This window comes from Tardiphaga sp. 20_F10_N6_6, assembly GCF_052076045.1.
Taxonomy (GTDB): domain Bacteria; phylum Pseudomonadota; class Alphaproteobacteria; order Rhizobiales; family Xanthobacteraceae; genus Tardiphaga; species Tardiphaga robiniae.
The window spans coordinates 312,280-337,675 of the sequence record NZ_CP197239.1 but is presented as its reverse complement, the minus strand read 5'-3'; the positions used below and the strand labels follow the sequence as shown (position 1 = coordinate 337,675).

Here is a 25,396-nt window from a genome sequence, read left to right as displayed (position 1 = left end):
TCTCCAATGTCCGTTTTTACGGCGGAACCGGCAGTTAGCCCGAAGCCCTCCGGCCGCGCAAGCAACCGGAGCTGGTTCGGGTTGATCGGCATCTAACCTTTATCGTTAGTCTTAATAGCCCCGGATTTCAGTGTATTTCCGACGAGCGCGCCATCGCCTCTTTCAGCTTCTCGAGCGTGAATGACGGGCTGCGCGCGATATCGAGAATGGGTGTCTCCCGCCGCCCGCACAGCTCTGCCGCTTCCGGCAGTTTCGCGGCGACATCGAGCGGGATCACAACCGCACCGTGCTGATCGGCATGGATCAGATCGTCCGAACGGACACTCATGCCGGCAACGCGTATTTCATTGCCGAACTCGCTCACATGCACATGCGCATGCGACGGACCGATCGTGCCGGCGAGCGCCTGGAAGTCCGGTGCCCATTGCGGGATATCGCGGATCGAGCCATCGGTGACCACACCGAGGCAACCGAGCGCCCTGTGGACGGCGCTGTTCACCTCGCCCCAGAACGCGCCATAGCCCGCGTCGGGCCCGTCGATATCCTGGATGACGCTGATGCGCGGACCGATGCCCGTACCGACATAGTCGTAGTAAGCGAGCCGCCGCGCCTTCTGCTCCGCGGCAGGCAGACCGGACGCCATGGTCGCGCGAATGGTCGCGGTGCGCGCATAGCCGACGATGGGCGGCAGATTGGGAAACGGACAAACCAGCGGACGCGTGGTGTAGCCGATCAGCCGGCGATCGGGGGCGACGATCTCCATCGCATTGCAGATGGTCGGCGTGTCGTAGCGGCCCAGTGCTTCTAGAACGGATGCGGGCAGCGGACCGGTCGCGGAATTCGTCACGGCGTTTCTCCTGTGGGTGATTATCGCATCCCGTCTTCGCGGGACGTCGTCGTCGCTGAGTGACTTCGGATATAGCCGACTTCAGTGCATGCCCAAAACGAAATGCAGCCGCTTTCGTCGTGGCTGCTATCGCGGGGGAAAGCGGCTGCATGAATTGTTCGCGAGATGGATAATCAGTTCAGGCGTGCGGGCCGATCATCCGGTGCGATCTCAGGTGCACCCGGCGTATAGGGCGGCGATGCATGGGGCCCCGCCGGATCGACAGGGACCACCGACTGCGCGGCGAGCGCACGTTCCTGATCGCGATACGATTTCCAGCCCAGCGGCAGGCTCAGCAGATACATGATCGAGAGCGCCGACAGGATGTGCCAGGGGTAGCCGATCAGCAGCGCGATGAAGAGCACGACGCCGACGAACACCGGCAGCACCAGCTCGCGCGGCACCCGCATGTTCACGGCCTTGCCGGAGAACACCGGCAGCCGCGACACCATCAGGAAGCCGACCAGCAGCGTGTAAAGGGTCGTCAGGATGGCCGGCGGCATCGGCGTGCCCAGGAAGCCCAGATAGATCGGCAGCATCACGGTGAGCGCGCCCAGCGGCGCCGGCATGCCCGTGAAAAAGTTCGCGGCAAAGGCCGGCTTGTCCGGATCGTCCATGGTGGCGTTGAAACGCGCCAGCCGCAGACTGCCGGCGATGGCGAACACCATCGCGGCGATCCAGCCGGCATTGCTGAGATCGTGGAGCTGCCAGAAATACAGGATCAGGCCAGGCGCCACACCGAAATTGACGAAGTCAGCCAGGCTGTCGAGTTCGGCGCCGAATTTGGACTGGCCCTTGATCATGCGGGCGACACGGCCATCGACACCATCGAGCACGGCGGCGAACACGATGGCCGCCACGGCCAGTTCCATCCGCCCCTCGGTGGACAGGCGGATCGCCGTCAGGCCGGCGCAGATAGCCAGCAGCGTGATCATGTTCGGCACCAGCATCCGGATCGGAATGGTCCGGAACCGGCGGCGGCGCGTCTCGGGAGACTGGTCAGGAGGCATTTGCATGGCGTGATCCTAGCAAATCCCACGCTGTTCCGCCATTGTGGCGTCCTGCCGCTCAAACCGGCAGGAAATCGGGGTTAATCACCCCCGCGGCCATCACCCCTGGGTTATCACCCGGGTTAATCGACGCGGTAGGTGCGGCCGCCGTCACCGATCCGGAAATCGGCCAGCACGGTCTCGCCGGCAATCGCGGTCTGCCCCACGGCCACCAGCGCCTTGCTGCCTTCCGGCAGGTAGATATCCAGCCGGGAGCCGAAACGGATCAGGCCAAAGCGCTCGCCGGCGCTCAGGGTCTGGCCCTCGCGCACGAAGGACACGATCCGGCGCGCCACAAGCCCGGCGATCTGCACCACGCCGATCCGGCCGCCGGGGGTCGAAATAACCAGCGAATTGCGCTCATTGTCCTCGCTCGCCTTGTCCAGCTCGGCATTGATGAACTTGCCCGGCCGATAGGCAATGCGCTCGATCCGGCCAGCCACCGGGCTGCGGTTCACATGGACGTTGAAGACGCTCATGAACACCGAGATGCGCAGCAGCGGCTGGTCGCCGAGGCCGAGTTCGGCCGGCGGCAGCACCGGCTGCACCATCGACACTTTCCCGTCGGCGGGCGACACCACGACACCCTCGCGGGTCGGGGTCACGCGCACCGGATCGCGGAAGAACAGCGCACACCAGACGGTCAGCAACGTGCCGATCCAGCCCAGCGGCGTCCAGATCCAGAACAGCACCAGGCTCGCCAGCGCAAAGGCGCCAATGAACGGATAGCCTTCCTTGTGGATCGGCGGGATCTGGCCACGGATGGAATTTGCGATGGACATTTAAGCTCTATCTTTCTTCCCCTCTCCCCCAAGCAGCGAAGCTGCGCAGGCGGGAGAGGGTGGCGCGACGCGTAGCGGCGTGCCGGGAGAGGGGGCTGGCGCGGAATGGCCAAGATGTTCAACGATCACCTCAAGCACTCCATCCGTGTTGTTGAACACCTCATTATTCCAGAACCGCAGAACGCGAAACCCTTGTTGTTGAAGCCATTGGTCTCGGGTTTGATCCGGTTTGCTGTCAGCATGCTGCCCGCCATCGACCTCAATGACGAGGCGCCGTTCAAGGCAGACGAAATCAACGATGTATCGCCCAATCGGCACCTGACGCTTGAATTTGAAGCTCTGAAATCGGTGGGCGCGCAGCCGATACCAAAGCTGCCGCTCGGCATCCGTCATGTTGGCGCGCAAAGCTTTGGCCTGATCCCTCGCCATGCCCCCCTCTCCCGTCTCGCCCGCTAACGCGGGCGATCCACCCTCTCCCGCCAAGCGCAGCTTCGCCGCGCTCGGGGGCGAGGGAAAGAGAAAGAATCACTCCGCCGCGTCAGGCGTCATCAGCCGGTCGTCATCGACCGGCGGTGGGGTGCGATTGGGGGCGATGGCATCATCGCCGATCTGGGCCAGCCGCTCACGGGCCTCCTGGGCCTCGCGTTGCCGGTTCCACATGCTGGCATAGAGACCGGCCGCGGCCAGCAACTGACCATGGGTACCGCGCTCGGCGATACGGCCCTGGTCGAGAACGATGATCTCGTCGGCGCCGACGATGGTGGACAGCCGATGCGCAATCACCAGCGAGGTGCGGCCCTGCGAGACCTTCTCCAGCGCGTCCTGGATCTCCTGCTCGGTATGGCTATCGAGCGCCGACGTCGCTTCATCGAGCAGCAGGATCGGCGGGCCCTTCAGCACGGTCCGCGCAATGGCCACGCGCTGCTTCTCGCCGCCGGAGAGTTTCAGGCCGCGCTCGCCCACTTCGGTCTCGTAGCCCTTTGGCGACATCCGGATGAACGGGTCGATCTGCGCCATACGGGCGGCTTCCTCGACCTCCGCGTCGGTTGCGTCCCAACGGCCATAGCGAATGTTGTAGCGGATGGTGTCGTTGAACAGCACGGTGTCCTGCGGGACCATGCCGATGGACTGGCGCAGCGAGGCCTGCGTGACATTGCGGATGTTCTGGCCATCGATGGAGATCGTGCCTCCCGATACATCATACAGTCGGAACAGCAGCCGCGAGATCGTCGACTTGCCGGCGCCCGACGGGCCGACGATGGCGACGGTCTTGCCGGCCGGCACATCGAAGGAGAGCCCCTTCAGGATCGGCCGCTCCGGGTCATAAGCGAAACGGACATCGTCGAAGCGCACAGCGCCCGATGTCACCAACAGCGGCATCGCACCCGGAATATCTTTCACTTCCGGATTGCGGTTCAGGACACCGAACATCTTCTCGATGTCGATGATCGCCTGCTTGATCTCGCGATACACCATGCCCATGAAATTCAGCGGCTGGTAGAGCTGGATCATCATGGCGTTGATCATGACGAAATCGCCCACCGTGTGGGTGCCGTTGCGCACGCCGACCGCGCACATCAGCATCGTCGATGTCAAACCGAGCGTGAAGATGATTGCCTGACCGGTATTGAGCACAGCCAGCGACGTATAGGTCTTGACGCTGGCGCGCTCGAAACGCTCAACGGTCTTGTCATAGCGCTCGGCCTCGCGCGTTTCAGCGCTGAAATATTTGACCGTCTCGTAGTTCAGCAGCGAGTCGATGGCCTTGGTATTCGCTTCGGTATCGGACTCATTCATGTTGCGGCGGATGGCGATGCGCCACTCGGTCGCCAGGTACGTATAGTACATGTAGACGACCACGGTGATCGCCACGACCAGCACATAGCGCCAGTCGAACTGCCACAGCAGCACACCCATCACCAGCAACAGCTCGACGATGGTCGGCACCAGTTGCAGGATCACCATCCGCACGATGACTTCGATGCCTGCGCGGCCGCGTTCGAGCACACGCGTCAGGCCACCGGTCTTGCGCTCCAGATGAAAGCGCAGCGACAGTTCGTGCATATGGACGAAGGTGAGATAGGCCAGCTTGCGCACCGCATGCATGGCCACCTTGGCAAAGATGCCGTCGCGCCACTGCGTGAAGATCGCCATCAGCACGCGGATCGCGCCGTAGCTGACGGTCATGGCGACCGGCGATGCGATCAGCCACAGCGTCCAGTTCGAGGACTGGACCGGAGCCGTATCGGCGCCGGTCAGCGCATCGATCGCCCATTTGAAGGTGAACGGCACCGTCAGGGTGGCCGCCTTGGCGACCAGCAGCAGCAGCATCGACCAGACGACGCGCATCTTCAGGTCGTCGCGGTCGCCCGGCCAGATATAGGGCCACAAATGGGCGAGCGTTCCGAACAGGGTGCCGCGCTCGATATAGGCCGGATTGGGAGCTGTCTCGTCGTTCAGCGCGGGATCGGAATCAGACATGCACGGCGCCTGGAACGAACGGAGCTGCGGCCCGGGGCCGGCTCAAAATGGAGGTCGATTTCATTAGAATGCATATAGGCGCTTTGCGGGAACGTCGCACCCTCGCGGAGCATTCTTTTCCCTGTAGAGAGGTGTCCCGGGCAGGAATTTCCCGTATCGCGTTCATTCCGTGTCTTGACGGTGTTATCCCGCAGTGCCACATGGATTTCATGAGCACAATTAAAACGATCTGCGTCTATTGCGGCTCCGGCCCCGGTACCAATCCCAGTTTCGTCGAATCAGCCGTCACGCTCGGCAAGATCATGGCCGAGCAAGGCATTGGCCTGGTCTATGGCGGCGGCTCCATCGGCCTGATGGGCGCGGTAGCCAAGTCCGTGCTGGACAATGGCGGACGGGTCACCGGCATCATCCCGGAATTCCTGACCAAGCGCGAAAACGCGCTGACCGCCGCCCAGGAACTGATTGTCACCCACGACATGCATGAGCGCAAACGGCTGATGTTCGAGCGGTCGGACGCTTTCGTCGCCCTGCCCGGCGGCATCGGCACGTTGGAAGAGCTGGTCGAACAGCTCACCTGGCAGCAGCTCGGCCGCCACAGCAAGCCGATCCTGATGGCCAATATCGATAACTTCTGGGAGCCGCTGCTCGAGCTGCTCAAACACATGCGCTCGACCGCCTTCATCCGGCCGACACTCCCGCTGGACGTGCTGACGGCCGACCGTGCCGAAGACATCCTGCCCCGGCTCCGCACCGCTGCGGCACTGGCCTCCGACGAAGCCAAGAAGCTGGCTCCGGACGTCGCGACGCGGCTCTGAGACCTGCTACGACGTGGTGGCGTCGTCCTTCGGGAACGTCACCACCTCGATGCGATTACCATCGGCATCGGCGATGAAAGTTGCATAGTAGCGCACGCGATCATGCGGCCGCAGCGAGGGCGCACTTTCCGAGACCCCGCCAGCGGCGATGGCTGCCGCATAAAACGCATCAACCTCATCCGTCGTCCTCGCGCGCAGGCAAAGATGCACACCGCTATCAAGCGGTAGCGGCGCCATGCCTGCACGCAGATTGAGCCAGACTTCCGGATAGCTCTTGCCGAACCCGACCATTGCCGGACGTGTCACCAGTCGGGTCATGCCAAGCGGCGCGAAGCTGCGCTCGTAGAATGCTACGGCCCGTTCGAGATTGCTGACCGCGATGGAGATGTGATCGATCATCGGTCTTCCTCCTCCCCCGCCTTCGTCATTCGATTTACGACGCCCCGGATTCGCCCAGCGTCTTCTGCATCGTGGTGTTGGCAAGCCACTCGTCATTCAGCGGCACGCTGTTGCGCTGTGTCGGGATATATCCGCGTTTCTTGAAGAAGGGCTCGGCGGTGTCGCTGGCATCGACGGTCAGCAGCTTGGCGCCGCGTGCACCTGCGAGCTTCTCGATCGCATCGATCAGCAGCGATGCCACACCCTGGAGGGCCGCATTCGGATGCACGTAAAGCAGATCGATGTGATTGGCGCCTTTCAGCGATGCAAAGCCGACCGGAACGCCGTCCAGCGTCGCAATCAGTGTGAGTTGCGACGCCAGCCGCTTGCCGAAGGCCACTTCGTCGTCGACCGTTGCAGCCCAGGCTTCCTGCTGCGCTTCGCTGTAGTCGTCGCCCGTCAATTCCTCGATGCTGGCCACGAAGATCGCAGCCGCAATTGCGGTGTCATCCGGCAGGAACGGTCGCAATGCCGGTTTCGCCTCGCCCATCGCGCTCACCAGAAATCCACCAGCTTCAGCGCCAGCGCGATGGCGCCGATGATCAATGCCCACTTGAGGGCGATGTAATATTTCCAGTGCTTTGGAAACGGTGTGTCGGGTCGGCTCATCGCGCGATCTCCCAGGTGGTGCCTTCCTTCGAGTCCTTGATGACGACGCCCATGGCGGCAAGTTCGTCGCGAATACGATCCGACTCCTTGAAGTCCTTGCGGGCCCGCGCGGCTGTGCGATCCGCAATCAAACCATCGACCTTTGCTGCATCGATCCCGCTGGCCTGTTGTTTGCGTCCATTCCATGCAGCAGCCGTTTCCGACAGGAAACCGAGCGCACGCAACGACGCTGCAAACTGGCTGCGATCGCCGTCATTGCCTGCGGCCGCACTGTTGCGAAGACCGTGCAGCGCTGCAACAGCCAGCGACGTGTTCAGATCGTCGAACATCGGCTCCATCACCTTGTCGGAGACGTCGCCACCTGTTGCATCCGCCGCGACCCAATACCAGTCATCGAGCGTCTTGGCGCTTTCTTCCAAACCTTTCACGGTCCAGTCGATCGGCGAACGATAGTGTGTCTTCAACATGTTCAGGCGCAGCACTTCGCCCGGCCAATCTTGCAGCAATTCGCGGATCGTGAAGAAATTGCCGAGGCTCTTCGACATCTTCTCGCCTTCGACCTGCAGGAAGCCGTTATGCATCCAGTAATTCGCCATCGCATGCGTACCGTGCGCGCAGCGCGATTGGGCGATTTCGTTTTCATGATGCGGGAAGATCAGGTCGAGGCCGCCGCCATGAATGTCGAAGATCGTGCCGAGATAGGCCTCCGCCATCGCCGAGCACTCGATGTGCCAGCCCGGACGGCCCCTGCCCCATGGGCTCTCCCAGCCGGGCTCTTCGGCGGATGATTGCTTCCACAACACGAAGTCGGTCGGATGCTTCTTGTGCGCATCGACGGCGACGCGCGCACCGGCCTGTTGGTCTTCAAGTTTGCGGCCGGAGAGTGCGCCATAGTCGGCCATAGACTGGGTGTCGAACAGCACTTCGCCCGCAGCCTCATAGGCGTGGCCGCGCGCGATCAATTCCCTGATCAGCGTCACCATATCGGTCTTGCCGTCGGGTCGCGGCAGCACGAAGTCCGTCGCCCGCGGCTGCACTGTCGGCAACAGGCAGCCCAGCGCTGCGACGTCGGCCTGAAACTGATTGGCCGTGGTCTCGGTGACACGGCGGATCGCCTCGTTCAGCGGCAAGCCCGGAAAATCGCGCAACGCGCGATCGTTGATCTTGTCGTCGACGTCGGTGATGTTGCGGACATAGGTGACTTTGTCGACTCCGTAGACGTGTCGCAGCAGCCGGTACAGCACGTCGAACACGATCACCGGGCGCGCATTGCCGATATGGGCGAAGTCGTAGACCGTCGGCCCGCAGACATACATCCGGACGTTGTCGGCATCGATCGGCGTGAAGACGCGCTTCTCGCGGGTCAGGGTGTCGTAAAGGCGCAGTTCCATGGATGTCCGTCCCTAGCGGCCGGGCGTCCTCTCATCCCTCTTGAGATTGATCTCGTGTGAGAAAAGACGGCCTCAGCCAGCGAATCGCTAGCTCTTAATCTCGCGGCAAATGCCACAAATGGCGAGAGAACCGTTCATCGGGGCACCATGGGGCAACCCCAGGTGGCCCGTCAAGGGTGTGGAACTATGCCGCAAAGGGCTGATTTCGGCCTCAATCCATCGCTACCCCGCCCATGGTTAATGATTATTAATCTTTGGGGCGTATCGAATGAGGGCGAATTTCCTCATTCATTCGGTGAGTTATGAAATCCATTTCAGTCGTTCTGACGGCGGCATTTGTTCTGGCCGCTTCCTCGGCCTTTGCCGATTCCCGCGTCTTCATCATCGCCAACCAGTCTGACGGTTACGGTATCGACCAGTGCCTCGCCCGCGGCGAGAAGTGCGGCGCGCATGCCGCCCTGTCCTATTGCAAATCGCGCGCCTTCGACCAGGCAGTCGCCTATCGCCGCGTCGATCCCGATGAAGTGACCGGCTCGGTCCCGACGTCAGGCAGCGCCTGCCATCACGGCAAATGCGACGAATTCGTTGCAATTACCTGCCAGCGCTGACATCCCCCGGCCTGCGACTTTCTTGCGTCATGCCTGCGGCCACAGTGAGGCCCCGGAAACGACGTGACCCTGCCGCGAGAAGCAGCTATGGAAAGCCGCGTTCGCCGCCGCATTTTCATCGCGCGCGTCTGGCAACGTCGGCGAGAGGTTGGCGGCGGTATCGACGCGCGATGCCGCACCACCCCGCTTGTTTCTGTCTCGCTCGCTTCTGACTCGCGCATTGGCCGGATATGTCTGACACTGTGACTGCTTCCCTTTCTCGCTGGGCTTTCGTTGGTGCCGCACTGGTTGGTGCGCTGTCGCTGGGCACTCCTGCATCGGCGCAGAACGGACCGCCCCCGGGCTATCCCGCGCAGCAGGTCTATCCGCCGAGCCAGGCGCAGCAGCAGGGCTCCGCCAATCCGATGTGCGGGCGCCTTGAGGCGCAGCTCGCGACCATCGATCGCGGCAACGGCCTCGATCCCGCACGCGCCGAACAGCTTCGCCGCTATGAGGACGCCGCGTCCAAGCAGCAGAGCGAGCTCGACCGCGTCTCGGCACAGGCCAAGCGGATGGGCTGCGACAGTTCCGGCTTCTTCTCGCTGTTCAATGGCCAGTCGCAGCAATGCGGCCCGGTCAACAATCAGATCCAGCAGATGCGCGGCAATCTAGATCAGATCACCAGCAATCTCGAACGCCTGCGCGTCGGCACGCCCGGCAGTTCGGACCGTGATACCCAGCGCCGCTCGGTGCTGCTGGCCCTCGCGCAGAACAATTGCGGCCCGCAATACGCCGCCGCTGCGCAGCGCGCCGCGCCACAGAACTCAGGCCCCGGCGGTTTCCTGAGCAATCTGTTCGGCAACAACGAGCCAAGCCCCGGCGCGGCGCCGCTGGACGGCAATATGTCGCCCGTTCCGTCCGGCACCTATCGCACCGTCTGCGTGCGCACCTGCGATGGCTTCTATTTCCCGATCTCGTTCGCGACGATCCCCGCGCGTTTCGGCGATGACGAGCGGACCTGCAAGAACCTCTGCCCGGCCTCCGACGCCAACCTGTTCACCTATCGCAATCCCGGCGAGGACATGAACTCGGCCGTCTCGGTTTCGGGACAGCCCTATTCGTCGTCGCCGAACGCTTTCAAGTATCGCACCGAATTCAATCCGTCGTGCTCCTGCAAGGCGCAAGGCCAGACGTGGTCCGAAGCGTTGAAGAATGTCGACGACAAATCGGCAGCGGAGAATGGCGACATCATCGTCACCGAGGAACGTGCCAAGCGGATGTCGCAGCCGCAAAAGGGCACGCCTGCCGCCTTGAAGAAGGGCGCAGCACCGGAGGCGCCTGCAGCAGCAGTTCCCGCGCAACCGGCGGCGCCGTCCACACCGGGCCAGATCCGCACGGTCGGTCCGCAATTCCTGCCGAACAACGCGCCGCGTTAAGCCTCGGGTCCTCGCCGGGCCAGGCGGGGCGACGACGGCACGGCCCTTGCGTCCAGCTTCGGACAACCTCCGAACGGTAGGCTCACGCCAAACCGCGAGGGTGTTCGGATGGTCTCGACTTATCTCAACTATAATATCGTCTCCCGCAATCTCACCCAATCGCTGACGCGGATCTCGCAACAGGCCACCGTCTCGCGGGATACGGCCTATTACAAGGAGAACATCGGCAAGGTGAAAAACGTCGATGATCTCCTGAACGACTATCGGCTCTATACCTATGCAACGACGGCCTATGGTCTGGACGACATGGCCTATGCCAAGGCCTTCCTGCGCAAGGTGCTGGAAAGTGATCTCTCCGACGCCAACAGTTTTGCCAACAAGCTGAGCGACAAGCGCTACCGGGATTTCGCAGCGGCCTTCCCCTTCGGGACCACCAGCAGCAGCACCAACACCGCCCAGTCCGAGAACCAGGCCGACGACATGATCGGTCTGTACACGGCCGTAGCGCAGCGCGGGGTCGATGCCATCGACGCGAACAAGAACTACTACAATCTCACGATCGGAAAGATCACCAACGTCAATGGCCTGCTCGCCGACGACAAGCTGCGCGATTATGTTTTCTCGGCCTTCGGAATCGACAAGAATCGCTGGTCCCACGACACGATCAGCAAGGTGCTGAGCAGCGATCCGTCCGATCCGAACAGCTATGTCAATTCCGTTTGGGTGTCGCAGAAAGCCGACATCAATGCGAATATCACCAAAGCCCAGGCAGCGATGCTCGATGCCGCCAGCAAGATCGACACATACATGGCGGCATTGAAACAGCCGGGCGCCGATATGGCCGACCTGCGCCAGAAGATCGAGCTGGAGCGCACGCGCGGATCGATGAATGAGGTCAGCATCCTCAGCTATAAGGATGCACTCGAGACAATCGACAGCTATGTGGCGCTTGCCGGCGCTTTCGAGTTCTCGCCCGACGGCACATTGCCCACCGGAACGTCTGCCCAGACAGCCGCGCAGCTGAGCAACACCCATGCCAAATATGTCAACAGCCAGGGCGCGACCTATCTCGCAGCGGACGAAAAGTACGCGGCATCGCTCATCAAGCAGTATCGCTCCGGTCTCGCCAAGGTGACCACGGTCGATGCCTTTCTCAAGACGCCAAACGTCTATAATTTTGCTCTGAAATCATTTGGTCTCGATCCCGAAGAGGTTTCGCCGACGATCATCAAAAACGTACTCAAAAGCGATCCGGACGATCCCAAGAGCTACGTGAACAAGCTGCACGACGACCGATACGTTCAGCTCGCTCGGGCATTCAATTTCGACAGCAGCGGAAATATCACGACGCCCGTGGTGGCGCAGGACGCGGCGGAAGTCACCCAGGTGATGAAGGACTACATCATCGCCAAGACACGCTTCACGAAGGACAAGGAACAGGCCGAGCTGCGCAAGGCGGCCGACAAGGACGCGGTCTATTATCAGAAGAACATCGCCAATATCGAGAGCGTGAAGGATCTGCTCGCCGACAGGAAGCTCATCGACATCGCGCTCGTCGCCAAGGACCTCGACCCCGCCAAGGTGACCACCGCCGATCTGCGCAAGATGTTCGATTCCGACCTGAACGACCCCAAGAGCTTCGTCAACACGCAGAAGGATCCGCGTTTCGCGGAGCTGGTGGCCTCGTTCAATTTCGACGACGACGGCGAGATCGCGCGGCTGCCGAAATTCGGGCCGCAGACCCGCGACCAGTTCATGGAAATCCAGCACAAATATCTGCAGCAGACGCTGGAGACGCAGCAGGGCGAAAGCAATCCGGGCGTCCGGCTCGCGCTCTACTTCGAGCGCAAGGCGCCGAGCATCACCTCGGCCTATGACCTGCTTGCAGACAAGGCACTGGCGGAAGTGTTCCGCACCATCTTCAGCCTGCCGGACGAGGTCGGCGCGATGGATATCGATCGGCAGGCCAAGGTGGTGGAGAAACACCTCAATCTGAAGGACCTCGCCGATCCCGCCAAGCTGGCCAAACTGCTGAACCGTTTCTCGGCGCTGTATGACATCAAGAACAGCACCAGCGCCGCATCCTCACCCGTCGTCACCCTGTTTCAGGGCGGTGGCGTCCTGAGCGATTCAACCTTTGCGGCGGTGGCCAAAACGGCGCGGTGACGGGATCACGCGCCGATACACGACGGGTTTGTGGGGCGTCATTCGCCCTACAGCTTCATTCAAACGCTTCGCTGATGCCCTTGCCGGGCCGCGTCACCAGGTCCTCATCGGGCTTCGGCAACGGATTGGCCAGATCGCGAAACTTGTTGGTGATCGGATAGCGGCGATCCCTGCCAAAGTTCTTCCGCGTCACTTTCACGCCCGGTGCCGCCTGCCGGCGCTTGTATTCGGCGATGTTGAGCAGCCGATCGATGCGCGTCACAACGTCTTTCTCGTAACCGGCCGCGACGATCTCCGACAGCGGTTCCTCGCGCTCGACCAGACGTTCGAGAATACCATCGAGAATATCGTAGGGGGGTAGCGAGTCTTGGTCGGTCTGGTTTTCGCGCAGTTCGGCCGTGGGCGGACGGATAATGATGTTGTTGGGGATCACTTCGCCATCAGGACCGAGCGCGCCTTCGGGCTTCCATGAATTGCGCAAGGTCGAGATACGGAACACCTGGGTCTTGTAGAGATCCTTGATCGGATTGAATCCGCCATTCATGTCGCCATAGAGCGTGGCATAGCCGACCGACATTTCCGACTTGTTACCTGTCGTGACGACCATCGCGCCGGTCTTGTTGGAGACGGCCATCAACAGCGTACCACGGGTGCGCGCCTGCAGGTTCTCTTCGGTGATGTCGCGCGCGAGACCCTTGAAGGTATCGGCAAGGATCTTCTCGAAGCCGTTGACCGCATCGGCGATGGGCAGGATCTCGTAACGGAAACCCAGCGCCTTCGCGAGCTTGTCGGCATCGTCGAGCGACACCTGCGCGGTGTAGCGGAATGGCAGCATGATGCCGCGCACGCGGTCGGCGCCGAGCGCATCCACGGCGATCGCGGCGCAAAGCGCGGAGTCGATACCGCCGGAGATGCCCATCAGCACGCCGGGGAAGCCGTTCTTGTTGACGTAATCGCGCAGGCCGAGCACGCAGGCGGCATAGTCGCCCTCGTCGCCTTCCGGTACCGGTGCGATCGGTCCGTCGCAGCGCCAGTGGCCGTCGATCTTCTCGAATGTCAGCGTCGTGATGCTCTCGGTGAAGGACGGCAATTGCGCACCCAGCGAGCGGTCGGCATTGAGCACGAAGCTCGCGCCGTCGAACACCAGTTCGTCCTGACCGCCGACCTGATTAAGGTAGATCATCGGCAGATGGCTCTCGGTAACGCGGGCGACCTGCACCGACAAGCGCAGATCCGTCTTGCCCCGGGCGTAAGGCGAACCGTTCGGCACGATCAGGATTTCGGCGCCGGTCTCGGTCAGCGTCTCGACCACGTCTTCGTAGTCGGCGGACTCTTCCATCCAGGTATCTTCGCAGATCGGCACGCCGACACGCAGGCCGCGGATGGTGACGGGTCCCGAGACCGAGCCGCGCGCGAAGACGCGTTTTTCGTCGAACACACCGTAATTCGGCAGATTGACCTTGAAACGGATCGCGGCAATGCGGCCTTCGTCGAGCAGCGCGCAGGCATTGTAGAGCTTGCCGCCATCGACCCAGGGCGAGCCGATCAACACAGCCGGACCACCGTCCGCGGTCTCGCGCGCCAGCTCCTCGATGGCCGCGCGGCAGGCCGCCTGAAATGCCGGCTTCAGCACCAGATCTTCCGGCGGATAGCCGGCAATGAACAATTCAGGAAACACGATCAACGTCGCGCCGTCGGCTTTGGCCTGCGCCCGCGCAGCGCGCGCCTTGGCGGCATTGCCGGTGATATCACCGACGATGGGATTGAGCTGGGCGAGTGTGACGGTGAAGCGCGTCAATTCTGTCATGGAAACATCCAAGCCTACCGGCTCACCCTTCGCAACTGCAGGATTAGAAGATGCCTATGCGCTCACCGAGCGCATACAGCCAGGTCATGCCGGCGATCACAAGTGCGACGCCGACGGCCGCCGATCCCATGTCCTTCACACGCCCGATCTGCGGATCGTGTTCGGTAGTGAGCCGGTCGGCCAGTTTCTCGATGGCGGTGTTGAGCAGTTCGACGGTGAGCAGCAGCAAAACCACCGCCACCAGCTCGAGCCGACGCGCTGCGGTGGTCCCGATGAGAAACGACAAAGGCACCGCGAGGAGCAGTGCAAACAGCTCCTCGCGAATGGCCTGCTCCGATCGCGTCGCGAAGGTCAGGCCATTCCAGGTGTTGATGCAGGCCCGCCAGAGGCGCGACAAGTTTAGAGACCCGATGCCACCGGCAGCGGCTCCGCCCTGTCGACGCGGGACGTCTTCAGCAATTCGGCGATCAGGAACGCCATGTCGATGGACTGCTCGGCATTCAGACGGGGATCGCAGACCGTGTGGTAGCGGTCGTTGAGGTCCTCATCCGAAATAGCGCGCGCGCCACCGGTGCATTCCGTCACGTTCTGGCCGGTCATCTCCAGATGCACGCCGCCCGGATGAGTGCCTTCGGCGGCATGGATCTGGAAGAACGACTTCACTTCCGAGAGGATACGATCGAACGGACGGGTCTTGTAACCCGAGTTCGACGTGATGGTGTTGCCGTGCATCGGATCGCACGACCATACCACCGAGCGCCCTTCCTTCTGCACCGCGCGGATGAAGCCCGGCAGATGCTCCCCAACCTTCTCGTGGCCAAAGCGGTTGATCAGCGTCAGGCGGCCGGGCTCATTGTCCGGATTGAGGACGTCGATCAGCTTGATCAGTTCATCCGGCTTCAGCGACGGGCCGCACTTCAGGCCGATCGGGTTCTTGATGCCGCGGAAATATTCCACATGGGCATGATCGAGCTGCCGCGTGCGGTCGCCGATCCAGATCATATGGCCCGAGGTCGCGTACCAGTCGCCGGTCGTGGAATCGACGCGCGTGAAGGCCTGCTCATAGCCGAGCAACAGCGCTTCGTGGCTGGTGTAGAAATCCGTCGACCGCAGTTCCGGGTGGCTTTCCAGATTGAGGCCGCAGGCGCGCATGAAGTTCAGCGCGTCCGAGATGCGGTCAGCCAGTTCCTTGTAACGGCGCGACTGCTGTGAATCCTTCAGGAAGCCGAGCATCCACTGGTGCACGCTGCCGAGGTTGGCGAAGCCGCCGGTCGCGAAAGCGCGCAGCAGATTCAGCGTCGCCGCCGACTGGCGATAGGCCATCAGCTGGCGCTGCGGATCGGGCACGCGGGATTCTGGCGTGAAGGCGATGTCATTGATGATATCACCGCGATAGCTCGGCAGTTCGACGCCGTTGAGCTTCTCCATCGGCGAGGACCGCGGCTTGGCGAACTGGCCGGCGATACGGCCGATCTTCACCACGGGCAGCGCGCCGGCATAGGTCAGCACCACCGACATCTGCAGGAAGGCGCGGAAGAAATCGCGGATATTGTTGGCGCCGTGCTCGGCAAAGCTCTCGGCGCAATCGCCGCCCTGCAGCAGGAAGGCCTCGCCCGCAGCCACGCGGGCGAGCGACTTCTTCAGATTGCGGGCTTCGCCTGCAAAAACCAGCGGCGGAAACGTGGCAAGCTGCGCCTCGACATCGCCAAGGGCCTTGAGATCCGGGTATTCCGGCATTTGCAGCACGGGCTTGCTGCGCCAGCTATCGGGCGTCCACCGCTCGGACATCACTTCTCTCCTGAAAACCGCGCTTTATGGCTGCGGAGGCCGCGTTATACACAGCACAGATGGGGATCGCCAGTTCGAAATCCACATTGCGCCCCAAGCCCTTGCAGCCAAAGCCGAATTCGCATTTGCTAGGCCCGGGTAAGGAACATATGGGACACCATGGGAGAATCTGCGGTGTCGGAGGCTGCACTGGACGACGCTTTTGCCGATGACATCACCTTCCAGGCGACCGACGGCTATTCGTTGGGCGCGACGCTGTACCTGCCCCGCGGCACCCGCACCCACGCGGTTCTGATCAATTCCGCCACCGCCGTTCCCCGCAAGATCTACAGGGGCTTCGCCAGCTACCTCGCGAGCCGCGGCTGTGCCGTGCTGACCTATGACTACCGCGGCACCGGGGATTCGCGGCCCAAGGCCGATCCCCTGTCCGGCCGGTCGAACGCGCTGGTGGGCTTCAAGGCGTCCATGACCGACTGGGCTGCGCTCGATGTTACCGCCGCAGTGACCTGGATGCGCGAGCGCTACAAGACGATGCCACTTGCCTTTGTCGGTCACTCCTTCGGCGGTCAGGCGCTCGGCCTGATCCCCAACAATTCCGAGGTGTCACGCGCCTTGCTCATCGCGGCACAAGCCGGCACCTGGCGACTGATGACGCCGCCTGAGGGCTACCGCATCTATGCGCTGATGAAATTCGTCGGCGCGCCGCTGGCGCGCGTCATCGGCTATGCGCCCGGCAGGATCGGGCTCGGCTACGATCTGCCACGCGACGTGTTTCTGGAATGGGCGGGCTGGGTCACCAGCGATCGCTACTTCTTCGACGACAGCAAACTGCGGGCACTGGCGAACTTTCCGCGCTACCGCGGCGAGATGCGGGCCCTGAGCTTTTCAGACGATCCATGGGCCACACGCGCCGCCGTGGAAATGCTCTGTGCCGGCTTCACGTCGATCAAGCCGGAAATCGACAGTATCCGCCCCATCGAGGCCGGCTCGAAAAAGGTCGGCCATTTTGGATTCTTCCGGCCGGAGCACCGCGACACACTGTGGCGCGGCGCCGCCGAATGGATCCAGATGGAAGATTAGGGGCACATCATTGAAGCCGCAGATCATCGATCCGCCCTCATCCTGAGGAGCGGTCGTCTTCGACCGCGTCTCGAAGGATGGCCACAAACACCGATACGTTGCATCTCATGGTTCGAGACGCGCGCAAGGGCGCGCTCCTCACCTGAGGGCTGGTGTTACTCCGCGGCTTCGCGCACGTAGCGCGCGGTGGGCGTGCGCATCGTCACCAGTTCCTCGGCCGCACTCGGATGCACGGCCACTGTGGCGTCGAAATCAGCCTTGGTGGCCTTCAGCTTCACGCAGATGCCCAGCACCTGGATGAGTTCGGCCGCTTCCGGTCCGACGATATGGGCGCCGACCACGATATCCGTCGCACCGTCGACCACCAGCTTCATCAGCACGCGGCTTTCGCTGCCTGAAATCGTCGATTTGATCGACCGGAAATTGGTCTTGTAGATATCGACGTGGCTGAAGATGGCGCGCGCCTCTTCTTCGCTCATGCCGACAGTGCCGACCTCCGGCTGGGTGAACACCGCGGTCGGGATATTGCTGTGATCGACCTTCACGGTCTTCTTGCCGAACACCGTATCGGCAAAGGCATGGCCTTCGCGGATCGCCACCGGCGTGAGGTTGACCCGATTGGTGACGTCACCGACCGCGTAGATATGCGGCACATTGGTCTGCGAGAACTCGTTGACGATGATGCCGCCATGGGCGGGCTTGAGTGCAACGCCAGCCTTCTCGAGACCGAGATTGGCGGTGTTCGGATTGCGGCCGATCGCGAACAACACCTGATCGGATGCGATGCTTGCGCCGCTGGACAGATGCGTCGTGAATTCGTGCCGGTGTTTCTCGACCTTGGTCACCGTGCAGCCGGTCAGGATGGTGATGCCATCCTTTTCCATCTCGCTGCGGACATGGGCGCGCACGTCTTCATCGAAGCCGCGCAGGATGTTGTCGCCGCGATAGATCACCGTCACGTCGGAGCCCAATCCTGCAAAGATGCAGGCAAATTCGAGCGCGATATAGCCGCCGCCCTGGATCACGATGCGCCTCGGCAGTTCGGGCAGATGAAACACCTCGTTGGAGGAAATCACATGCTCGATGCCGGGAATCGCCGGCCCATGATTGGGCGCGCCGCCGGTCGCAATCAAGATATGCTTGGCGTTCACCGTCTCGCCGGTGCCGAGGCGCAGCGTGTGCGGATCCTCGAACACTGCGCGGGTCTTGACGGTCGTCGCGCCGGTCTTCTCCACATTGGACTGATAGATGCCCTCGAGCCGGGCGATCTCCTTGTCCTTGTTGGCGATGAAGGTCGACCAGTCGAACGTCGCCGTCGGGATGGTCCAACCGAAACCGGCGGCATCGTCGATCTCGCGCTGGACATGCGAGGCATAGACCATCAGCTTCTTCGGCACGCAGCCGCGGATCACGCAGGTGCCGCCGAAGCGATATTCCTCGGCCACCATGACCTTCGCGCCGTAGCCGGCCGCGATACGGGCGGCGCGCACGCCGCCAGAACCACCACCAATGACAAACAGATCGACGTCGACGTCAGCCATGATCGCTCCGAACTGGGGGCTGAGACCCGGGATGACGGGCCTCAGCTTACGCCCTTAGATTTCCTTGCCGCGCTTGCGCATTTCAGCGCGGAACAGGCCGTTGACCTGCTCCGAAAACTGCTGCGCCCACTGCTGCATATAGGTCATGCTGGCGGAAATCGACTGGGGCTCCTGCACCAGAAGTTTCTGGCCGAGCGGCGACTTGTAGAAGGTCGCAAGGTCCTTCAACTCAGCCTCGGTGAAGTCGCTGGCATAGATCTTCGCCATCTGCTCGGTGATCTCCTTGTCGCGCCCGGCCATCGTCTGCGCGATGGTGATGGCGACCTCGTTGAGATCCTTCTGATAGTTCAGATTGCTCTGCAGCAGCGAATCCTTGACGCGCTGAACCATGTTCGGCACGGCATTGGCATACATCGCGCTGGCGTTCTTCATCGCCAGAATTTCCTTGGCGTAACCGATGGCGGCGGGCGATGCCGGCTTGATCGGACGAGCCTGTCCTTCCGGAGATGCCTGCTGCGCGGAGACCGGCAGCGCGATCACTGCAACGCTGAGCGCTAGACCAGCGGACAGCAGCATGTGCGAGAGCTTCTTCATTCCAATTCTCCTTGATTGCGCCGTTACGGACGCTCGAAAACGCGAATTCCCTGCGATCCTGCCAGCATGGCGGTGCTTGCCAGGCCGATAAACAAACCGTGCTCGACCACGCCCGGAATGGCGCCGAGCAGCCCAGCCAGTCGGGGCGCATCGGTAATGGTCCCGAGCCGGGCGTCGATGATCCAGTGGCCGCCATCGGTGACGAAAGCATGGCCGTCCTTGCCGCTGCGAATGGCCATTTCGCCGTGCAACCCGCACTTGGCGAACACATCGGCAATCGCGCGGCGCGTGGCCGACAGGCCGAACGGGATCACTTCCACAGGCAGCGGGAAGCGGCCGAGGGTCGGTACCCACTTGGAATCGTCGGCGATGACAATCATGCGGTCGGACGCCGCCGCCACGATCTTCTCGCGCAACAATGCGCCGCCGCCGCCCTTGATGAGATTCAGCGCCGGATCGACTTCGTCGGCACCGTCGACCGTGAGATCGAGCCGATCGACCTCGTCGAGTGTGGTCAGCGGCACACCGCAACGCTGCGCATCGGCCCGCGTGGCCTCAGACGTCGGAACGCCAATAACCTTGAGACCGCCCGCCACGCGTTCACCGAGCAGTTCGACGAAGTGCTTCGCTGTCGATCCCGTGCCGAGTCCGAGCTTCATGCCATCACGCACATGTTCGAGCGCCTTGGCGGCAGCCTGTCGTTTCAGCTCGTCCATATTCATCGGCGCGGCGGTCCTTGCAGTTCAAAAACGGTCCCGCGGACGGGATGCGCCGCATATCTAGCGACGTTTGGGGGCAAGGAACAGGGCGAAGGACGTGCTTTCCCTGGGAATGCAGGCCTGCATTCCCAGGGGGATGCTGGGCTACGTCCGCCCCCCTTGCGGGATCGGCCGCGGACCGGTAGCGATCCCCGCATGACAGATGCTTCCCCTCCTCCCCTCGTTGTTTTCGACCTCGACGGCACCCTCGTCGATACCGCCCCCGATCTCATTAGCGCGCTGAATCACGTGCTCCATCAGGAGGGGTTGGCCCCCGTCCCGTTGGAATCTGCGCGGAAAATGATCGGCCAGGGCGCCCGGCGCCTGATCGAACGCGGGCTCGAGCTTGAAGGGCGGGAAATGACCCCGGACGAGGTCACACGCCTGACCGAGGATTTCATCGCTTATTACGCGGAGCATATCGCTGACGAGTCGCGCCCCTTCGAGGGCCTGATTGCGGCGCTCGACGAAATGGCGGGGCGTGGCTACCGCTTCGCGGTTTGCACCAACAAACTGGAATGGCTGTCGAAGCTGCTGCTCGACAAGCTGGAGCTGACCAACCGATTTGCGGCGATCTGCGGCGCCGACACCTTCGGCGTCGCGAAGCCCGATCCCGTCATCCTGCAGCAGACGGTAGCGCGTGCCGGTGGCGTGATGTCGTCCGTTGTCATGGTCGGCGATGCCGGCCCCGATGTCGGTGTGGCGCGGCGGGCCAATGTCCCGGTGATCGGCGTTACATTCGGCTATACTGATGTCCCGATTATCGAACTCAAGCCCGACATCGTGATCGACCATTTCCGCGATCTACCAACGACTGTCGACCGCCTGTTGCCACACCGCCTCGCCTAGCCTGTTCACATCATTGAGTTTCTCAGGTTGTTGGGCGACTTCGTTAACCATCAATTAACTATAAGCGGTCTGCGTGTTGCGTCATATGTACGACGCTCCTATGGTTGCCGGGGGATGGCGGCTAGCCGCAAAACGTGACGGATATACCCATGCGTAGAGTAATAGTTTTGGCAGCGGCAGGCCTGAGCCTGGCCGGTTGCACGTCGTTCTCCATGGACGCATTCAAGTCGGCACCGGAACCGGTTACCGTACAATTCGACTCGGTTCCGCCCGGCGCAGAGGTGGTCACGTCGATTGGCCCGAGCTGCAAGACCCCGTGCTCCCTGCCTCTGGCAACGGAAACCGGGTTCAGCGCAACCTTTACCCTCGCAAAATTCCAGCCGATGACAGTTCCGGTGACCATCACCCGCGTTCCCGGGGATTTCACCTCGCCGGCACGGACCACAGTCGATCCGAGCCCGGTCGTCGCCGAGTTGCAGCCTGCGACGCCGCCGCGCCGCGCCCGCAAGGCTGCCAAGCGTGCAGCAGCGCCTGCCGCGGCCCCGGCGGCCGCCGCATCTGCGGCGGGCTCGCCGTTCCCCGCCCCTCGCTGATCCACCAAACATATACGTTGGCGTGATTGTGCCAGCTGCAACCCGTGACTAGATTGAACGTGCGGCGTTTTTCGCCGCGCGAGCAATTCATGTTTTGCAGTCAGGCATCTGAATGACCGTCTCCGAGTTGAGCCCCGCCCTGGCCTCCTCTGCCATGACCGACCCGTTCGGTCGGCGGATCAGTTATTTGCGTGTCTCGGTGACCGACCGCTGCGATCTGCGCTGCTTCTACTGCATGTCGGAAGACATGACCTTCCTGCCCAAGGCCGACCTGCTGACGCTGGAAGAGCTCGACCGGCTCTGTTCCGCATTTATCGCCAAGGGCGCCACCAAGCTGCGGCTCACCGGCGGCGAACCGCTGGTCCGGCGCAACGTGATGGGTCTGGTGCGTTCGCTGTCGCGCCACCTCAAGACCGGCGCGCTGAAAGAGCTGACGCTGACCACCAACGGCTCGTTGCTCTCCAAATATGCCGCTGAACTGGCCGATTGCGGCGTGAAGCGCATCAACGTCTCCCTGGACACGCTCGATCCCGTAAAATTCCGCACCATCACGCGCTGGGGCGACCTCTCCAAAGTGCTGGCCGGCATCGACGCCGCGCAGGCGGCGGGCCTTGCCGTGAAGATCAATACCGTCGCCCTGAAGAACATGAATGAGGACGAGATCCCCTCATTGATCGAATGGGCACACGGCCGCGACATGGCACTGACCTTGATCGAAGTGATGCCCATGGGTGATATCGGCGAAGGTCGCATCGACCAGTATGTACCGCTGTCGCTGCTGCGCACGCGCCTTGCCGGTCAGTTCACGATAACGGATCTCCCGGACGACACCGGCGGTCCCGCCCGCTATGTCCGCGTTGCCGAAACCGGCGGCAAGATCGGCTTCATCACGCCGATGACCCACAATTTCTGCGAGTCGTGCAATCGCGTGCGCATCACCTGCACCGGAACAATCCATACCTGCCTGGGCCACGAGGATGCATCCGACCTCCGCAAGCCGCTGCGGGCTTCCGCCGACAACGACCTCCTGAACGCCACGATCGACCGCGCCATCGGCCTGAAGCCGAAGGGGCACGATTTCATCATCGATCGCCGCCACAACCGGCCGAGCGTCAGCCGGCATATGAGCGTGACCGGGGGGTAACCCACCGGCGGTGCTCCGTCCTTCCCCTCGACCAATGGCCTGCGACAAACCGTCAATTTCCGATTGACGATTGCATGACGCGCTGAAATGGTGCCGCCGAATTCTTTCGCCCAGCGGAAAAAGCTGCGCTTTCTCAGTGAGAAAGACGTGATGAGCGGACAGCGGGGCGACTTTCGGGGGGAACTGTGGACGTACTCAAATTCACACGTGCGATCGATGCACTGAGCGATGTGTTCGGCTTCATCGCCAAGTGGCTCGTGCTGCTTGCCTGCCTCGTCAGCGCCGGCAATGCCACGATCCGTTATCTCTTCAACTATTCGTCGAACGGCTGGCTCGAAATCCAGTGGTACATGTTCGCGGGCATCGTGTTTTTCGGCGCGGCGCAGACACTGCGCCTCAATGAGCATGTGCGCGTCGATCTGCTCTATTCGGCGGTCTCCGATCGCGCGCGGCTGTGGATCGACATCATCGGCCTCTGCATCTTCCTGCTGCCGGCGATGACATACCTCACTTACATGACGTTCCCGTTTTTCCTGAATTCCTGGAATTCGCAGGAGGTCTCCAGCAATGCGGGCGGCCTGATCCTGTGGCCGGTGAAGCTGGTGCTGCCGCTCGGCTTTGGTCTGCTGCTACTGCAGGGTGTGGCCGAACTTGCCAAGCGCATCGCCGCGCTCGCCGGCGTCGTCAAGATCGACACCCATTACGAAGCGCCGCTGCAATAGCGGCGTTCGCTTTTTCAGCCTCTCGCATTTCGACCAATCCGTTCGATAGAACCAGTTCGATAGTCAGGACCACCGATGTTTTCCTACGGCGTGTTCCCCCCGCTGATGTTCGGCACCATGATCTGCTTCATGGTGTTCGGCTTCCCGGTCGCCTTCTCGCTGGCCGCGGTCGGCCTGTTCTTCGGCATTCTCGGCATCTTCACCGGTCATTTCGATCCGTCCTTCCTGCAGGCGCTGCCGTTCCGCTTCTACGGCACGATCTCGAACGACCTGCTGCTGTCGATCCCGTTCTTCACTTTCATGGGCGCGATCCTCGAGCGCTGCGGCCTTGCTGAAGATCTGCTCGAAGGCACCGGCCAGCTGTTCGGCAAGATCCCCGGCGGTCTCGCTTATGCGGTGATCCTCGTCGGCGCCGTGCTCGGCGCCATCACCGGCACCGTTGCTGCTTCGGTCATCGCCATGGGCGTGATCTCGCTGCCGATCATGATGCGCTACGGCTACGACATGAAGCTCGCCACCGGCGTCATCGCCGCATCGGGCACCATCACGCAGCTCATCCCTCCGTCGCTGGTGCTGATCGTACTCGCCGACCAGCTCGGCCGTTCGGTCGGCGACATGTATCTCGGCGCCATCGGCCCTTCGATCATCCAGGTCGTGATCTTCATTCTCTATATCGTCGTATTGTCGATCCTGAAGCCGAGCGCGATGCCGCCGATCCCGGAACATGCGCGCGAGCCCATGAACTGGAAGCTCATCAGCCGTGTGCTGTGGGGCATGATCCCCTCGATCGTGCTGATCTTCCTTGTGCTCGGCACCATCGGCCTCGGCCTCGCGACGCCCACCGAAGCCGGCGCCATGGGCGCGGTCGGCGCGATGGTGCTCGCCGCGCTGCATCGCCGCCTGACCTGGCCGCTGATCGACCAGGCGATGACATCGACCATGCGCCTGACCTCGATGGTGGTGTTCATCCTGATCGGCTCGACCTGCTTCAGCCTCGTCTTCCAGGGCATGGATGGTGCGCGCTGGATCGAGCATCTGCTCACCGGCCTGCCCGGCGGCGCGATCGGCTTCCTGATCTTCGTGAACATCTTCGTGTTCTTCCTGGCGTTCTTTCTCGACTTCTTCGAGATCGCCTTCATCATCATCCCGTTGCTGGCTCCGGTCGCGGCCAAGCTCGGCATCGATCTCGTCTGGTTCGGCGTGCTGCTCTGCGTGAACATGCAGACGTCATTCATGCATCCGCCGTTCGGCTTCGCGCTGTTCTATCTGCGCGGCATTGCTCCGCCCGAAGTGAAGAGCCGCGATATCTATCTCGGCGCACTGCCATGGGTCGGGATGCAGATCATCCTGGTGATCATCGTGATCTACTGGCCCGGTCTCGTGACCTACTGGATCGACAACACGGCTGTGGATACGTCCAACGTGAAGATCGAGATTCCGCAGATCGAGATGCCGGCAATGCCCGATTTCGGACCAGCAAAATAGCGGATAACGTTACTATTGCGCTTTACGATCAGGGGATAACCGATGCTGCATGAAGGAAGTTGCCATTGCGGCAACATCGCCTTTGAAGTCGAGGGCGACTTCAATTCGGCCATCGACTGCAACTGTTCGATGTGCCGGCGGCGCGGCGGCCTGCTCGCTTTCGTTCCACGCGACAAACTGGTGCTGAAGACCGCGAAAGAAAGCCTGTCGACCTATACGTTCAATCACCACGCCATTCAGCATCACTTCTGCAGCACCTGCGGCATTGCCCCGTTCGGCGAAGGAAAAGCCCCGAACGGAATGATGATGGCATCGGTCAATGTGCGCTGTCTGCCTGCGGTCGATCTGAGCGCTCTGAATATCCAGCAATTCGACGGCAAGGATCGCTGACGCGA

Annotated in this window: 25 protein-coding genes; 11 read left to right on the top strand and 14 right to left on the bottom strand. The window is 62.1% G+C overall.

Going from position 1 to position 25,396, the window contains the following annotated elements; genetic code table 11:
* Window positions 1-127 precede the first annotated feature (127 nt).
* The 5 genes from AB7813_RS01445 to AB7813_RS01425 form a co-directional block, all read right to left on the bottom strand.
* Entirely contained in the window at window positions 128-847 is a 720-nt protein-coding gene (locus tag AB7813_RS01445) for an RraA family protein (RefSeq protein WP_309944514.1), read from the bottom strand.
* 173 nt (window positions 848-1,020) lie between these two features.
* Window positions 1,021-1,896, bottom strand: a complete 876-nt coding sequence (gene pssA / locus AB7813_RS01440) for a CDP-diacylglycerol--serine O-phosphatidyltransferase (protein WP_439064609.1) — start codon at window positions 1,894-1,896, stop codon at window positions 1,021-1,023.
* 122 nt (window positions 1,897-2,018) lie between these two features.
* Window positions 2,019-2,717 carry a phosphatidylserine decarboxylase gene (locus AB7813_RS01435; protein ID WP_439063602.1) on the bottom strand — a complete coding sequence of 233 codons (699 nt, stop codon included), beginning with the start codon at window positions 2,715-2,717 and terminating at the stop codon, window positions 2,019-2,021.
* Window positions 2,718-3,110 (bottom strand): endonuclease domain-containing protein, encoded by a 393-nt coding sequence (locus AB7813_RS01430; RefSeq protein WP_349636631.1) that lies wholly within the window; start codon window positions 3,108-3,110, stop codon window positions 2,718-2,720.
* 132 nt (window positions 3,111-3,242) lie between these two features.
* A complete protein-coding gene (locus AB7813_RS01425) occupies window positions 3,243-5,198 on the bottom strand; it encodes an ABCB family ABC transporter ATP-binding protein/permease (RefSeq protein WP_439063601.1) in 1,956 nt (651 codons plus the stop codon).
* Window positions 5,199-5,407: 209 nt separating this feature from the next.
* Between AB7813_RS01425 and AB7813_RS01420 the strand changes: the two genes are divergently transcribed.
* Window positions 5,408-6,013: a TIGR00730 family Rossman fold protein gene (locus tag AB7813_RS01420; RefSeq protein WP_092151626.1), complete on the top strand. Its 606-nt coding sequence runs from the start codon at window positions 5,408-5,410 to the stop codon at window positions 6,011-6,013.
* A 6-nt stretch (window positions 6,014-6,019) separates the two neighbouring features.
* On the opposite strand, the gene AB7813_RS01415 is transcribed toward AB7813_RS01420, so the two are convergent.
* The 3 genes from AB7813_RS01415 to cysS form a co-directional block, all read right to left on the bottom strand.
* Entirely contained in the window at window positions 6,020-6,412 is a 393-nt protein-coding gene (locus AB7813_RS01415) for a VOC family protein (protein WP_439063600.1), read from the bottom strand.
* A 34-nt stretch (window positions 6,413-6,446) separates the two neighbouring features.
* Window positions 6,447-6,941 (bottom strand): GNAT family N-acetyltransferase, encoded by a 495-nt coding sequence (locus tag AB7813_RS01410; RefSeq protein WP_093758913.1) that lies wholly within the window; start codon window positions 6,939-6,941, stop codon window positions 6,447-6,449.
* A gap of 115 nt (window positions 6,942-7,056) precedes the next feature.
* Complete coding sequence (gene cysS, locus AB7813_RS01405; RefSeq protein WP_439063599.1) at window positions 7,057-8,451, bottom strand: cysteine--tRNA ligase; 1,395 nt, start codon at window positions 8,449-8,451, stop codon at window positions 7,057-7,059.
* A 302-nt stretch (window positions 8,452-8,753) separates the two neighbouring features.
* On the opposite strand from cysS, the gene AB7813_RS01400 reads away from it, so the two are divergent.
* The 3 genes from AB7813_RS01400 (at window position 8,754) to AB7813_RS01390 (ending at window position 12,640) form a co-directional block, all read left to right on the top strand.
* Entirely contained in the window at window positions 8,754-9,059 is a 306-nt protein-coding gene (locus AB7813_RS01400) for a hypothetical protein (RefSeq protein WP_089267154.1), read from the top strand.
* A 230-nt stretch (window positions 9,060-9,289) separates the two neighbouring features.
* The gene (locus tag AB7813_RS01395; protein WP_439063598.1) at window positions 9,290-10,474 is read left to right on the top strand and encodes a DUF2865 domain-containing protein; all 1,185 of its coding nucleotides are present in this window, start codon (window positions 9,290-9,292) and stop codon (window positions 10,472-10,474) included.
* 108 nt (window positions 10,475-10,582) lie between these two features.
* Window positions 10,583-12,640: a DUF1217 domain-containing protein gene (locus tag AB7813_RS01390; protein WP_439083609.1), complete on the top strand. Its 2,058-nt coding sequence runs from the start codon at window positions 10,583-10,585 to the stop codon at window positions 12,638-12,640.
* A gap of 55 nt (window positions 12,641-12,695) precedes the next feature.
* On the opposite strand, the gene AB7813_RS01385 is transcribed toward AB7813_RS01390, so the two are convergent.
* The 3 genes from AB7813_RS01385 to AB7813_RS01375 are packed head-to-tail and all read right to left on the bottom strand — an operon-like array spanning window position 12,696 to window position 16,235.
* Window positions 12,696-14,447 carry an NAD+ synthase gene (locus tag AB7813_RS01385; protein ID WP_439063596.1) on the bottom strand — a complete coding sequence of 584 codons (1,752 nt, stop codon included), beginning with the start codon at window positions 14,445-14,447 and terminating at the stop codon, window positions 12,696-12,698.
* Between the two features lie 43 nt (window positions 14,448-14,490).
* On the bottom strand, window positions 14,491-14,844 hold the full coding sequence (locus AB7813_RS01380) for a diacylglycerol kinase (RefSeq protein WP_120291006.1): 354 nt from the start codon (window positions 14,842-14,844) through the stop codon (window positions 14,491-14,493).
* Between the two features lie 2 nt (window positions 14,845-14,846).
* Window positions 14,847-16,235, bottom strand: a complete 1,389-nt coding sequence (locus AB7813_RS01375; protein ID WP_439063595.1) for a class II 3-deoxy-7-phosphoheptulonate synthase — start codon at window positions 16,233-16,235, stop codon at window positions 14,847-14,849.
* 159 nt (window positions 16,236-16,394) lie between these two features.
* Between AB7813_RS01375 and AB7813_RS01370 the strand changes: the two genes are divergently transcribed.
* Window positions 16,395-17,315, top strand: coding sequence for an alpha/beta hydrolase family protein (locus AB7813_RS01370; protein ID WP_439063594.1), 921 nt, complete (start codon window positions 16,395-16,397; stop codon window positions 17,313-17,315).
* Between the two features lie 155 nt (window positions 17,316-17,470).
* Here AB7813_RS01370 and gor read toward each other — a convergent pair whose 3' ends face one another.
* From gor to rpiA, 3 genes are read right to left on the bottom strand one after another with little or no spacing between them, the layout of a single operon-like run.
* Window positions 17,471-18,856 carry a glutathione-disulfide reductase gene (gene gor, locus AB7813_RS01365; RefSeq protein ID WP_439076788.1) on the bottom strand — a complete coding sequence of 462 codons (1,386 nt, stop codon included), beginning with the start codon at window positions 18,854-18,856 and terminating at the stop codon, window positions 17,471-17,473.
* 54 nt (window positions 18,857-18,910) lie between these two features.
* Window positions 18,911-19,450, bottom strand: coding sequence for a DUF2059 domain-containing protein (locus AB7813_RS01360; protein WP_089267146.1), 540 nt, complete (start codon window positions 19,448-19,450; stop codon window positions 18,911-18,913).
* 23 nt (window positions 19,451-19,473) lie between these two features.
* Entirely contained in the window at window positions 19,474-20,172 is a 699-nt protein-coding gene (rpiA, locus tag AB7813_RS01355; protein WP_093758923.1) for a ribose-5-phosphate isomerase RpiA, read from the bottom strand.
* Between the two features lie 192 nt (window positions 20,173-20,364).
* Here rpiA and AB7813_RS01350 point away from each other — a divergent pair, with 192 nt between their 5' ends.
* The 6 genes from AB7813_RS01350 to AB7813_RS01325 all read left to right on the top strand — a co-directional run bounded on the left by AB7813_RS01350 (window position 20,365) and on the right by AB7813_RS01325 (window position 25,391).
* On the top strand, window positions 20,365-21,057 hold the full coding sequence (locus AB7813_RS01350; protein ID WP_439063592.1) for an HAD family hydrolase: 693 nt from the start codon (window positions 20,365-20,367) through the stop codon (window positions 21,055-21,057).
* 383 nt (window positions 21,058-21,440) lie between these two features.
* Window positions 21,441-21,650 carry a hypothetical protein gene (locus tag AB7813_RS01345; RefSeq protein WP_349509571.1) on the top strand — a complete coding sequence of 70 codons (210 nt, stop codon included), beginning with the start codon at window positions 21,441-21,443 and terminating at the stop codon, window positions 21,648-21,650.
* A 112-nt stretch (window positions 21,651-21,762) separates the two neighbouring features.
* Window positions 21,763-22,794, top strand: coding sequence for a GTP 3',8-cyclase MoaA (gene moaA / locus AB7813_RS01340; protein ID WP_439083610.1), 1,032 nt, complete (start codon window positions 21,763-21,765; stop codon window positions 22,792-22,794).
* Window positions 22,795-22,979: 185 nt separating this feature from the next.
* Window positions 22,980-23,516 carry a TRAP transporter small permease subunit gene (locus tag AB7813_RS01335; RefSeq protein ID WP_089267141.1) on the top strand — a complete coding sequence of 179 codons (537 nt, stop codon included), beginning with the start codon at window positions 22,980-22,982 and terminating at the stop codon, window positions 23,514-23,516.
* 75 nt (window positions 23,517-23,591) lie between these two features.
* Window positions 23,592-25,001: a TRAP transporter large permease gene (locus AB7813_RS01330; protein WP_120290994.1), complete on the top strand. Its 1,410-nt coding sequence runs from the start codon at window positions 23,592-23,594 to the stop codon at window positions 24,999-25,001.
* A 42-nt stretch (window positions 25,002-25,043) separates the two neighbouring features.
* Window positions 25,044-25,391: a GFA family protein gene (locus tag AB7813_RS01325; protein ID WP_175367386.1), complete on the top strand. Its 348-nt coding sequence runs from the start codon at window positions 25,044-25,046 to the stop codon at window positions 25,389-25,391.
* Window positions 25,392-25,396: the final 5 nt, after the last annotated feature.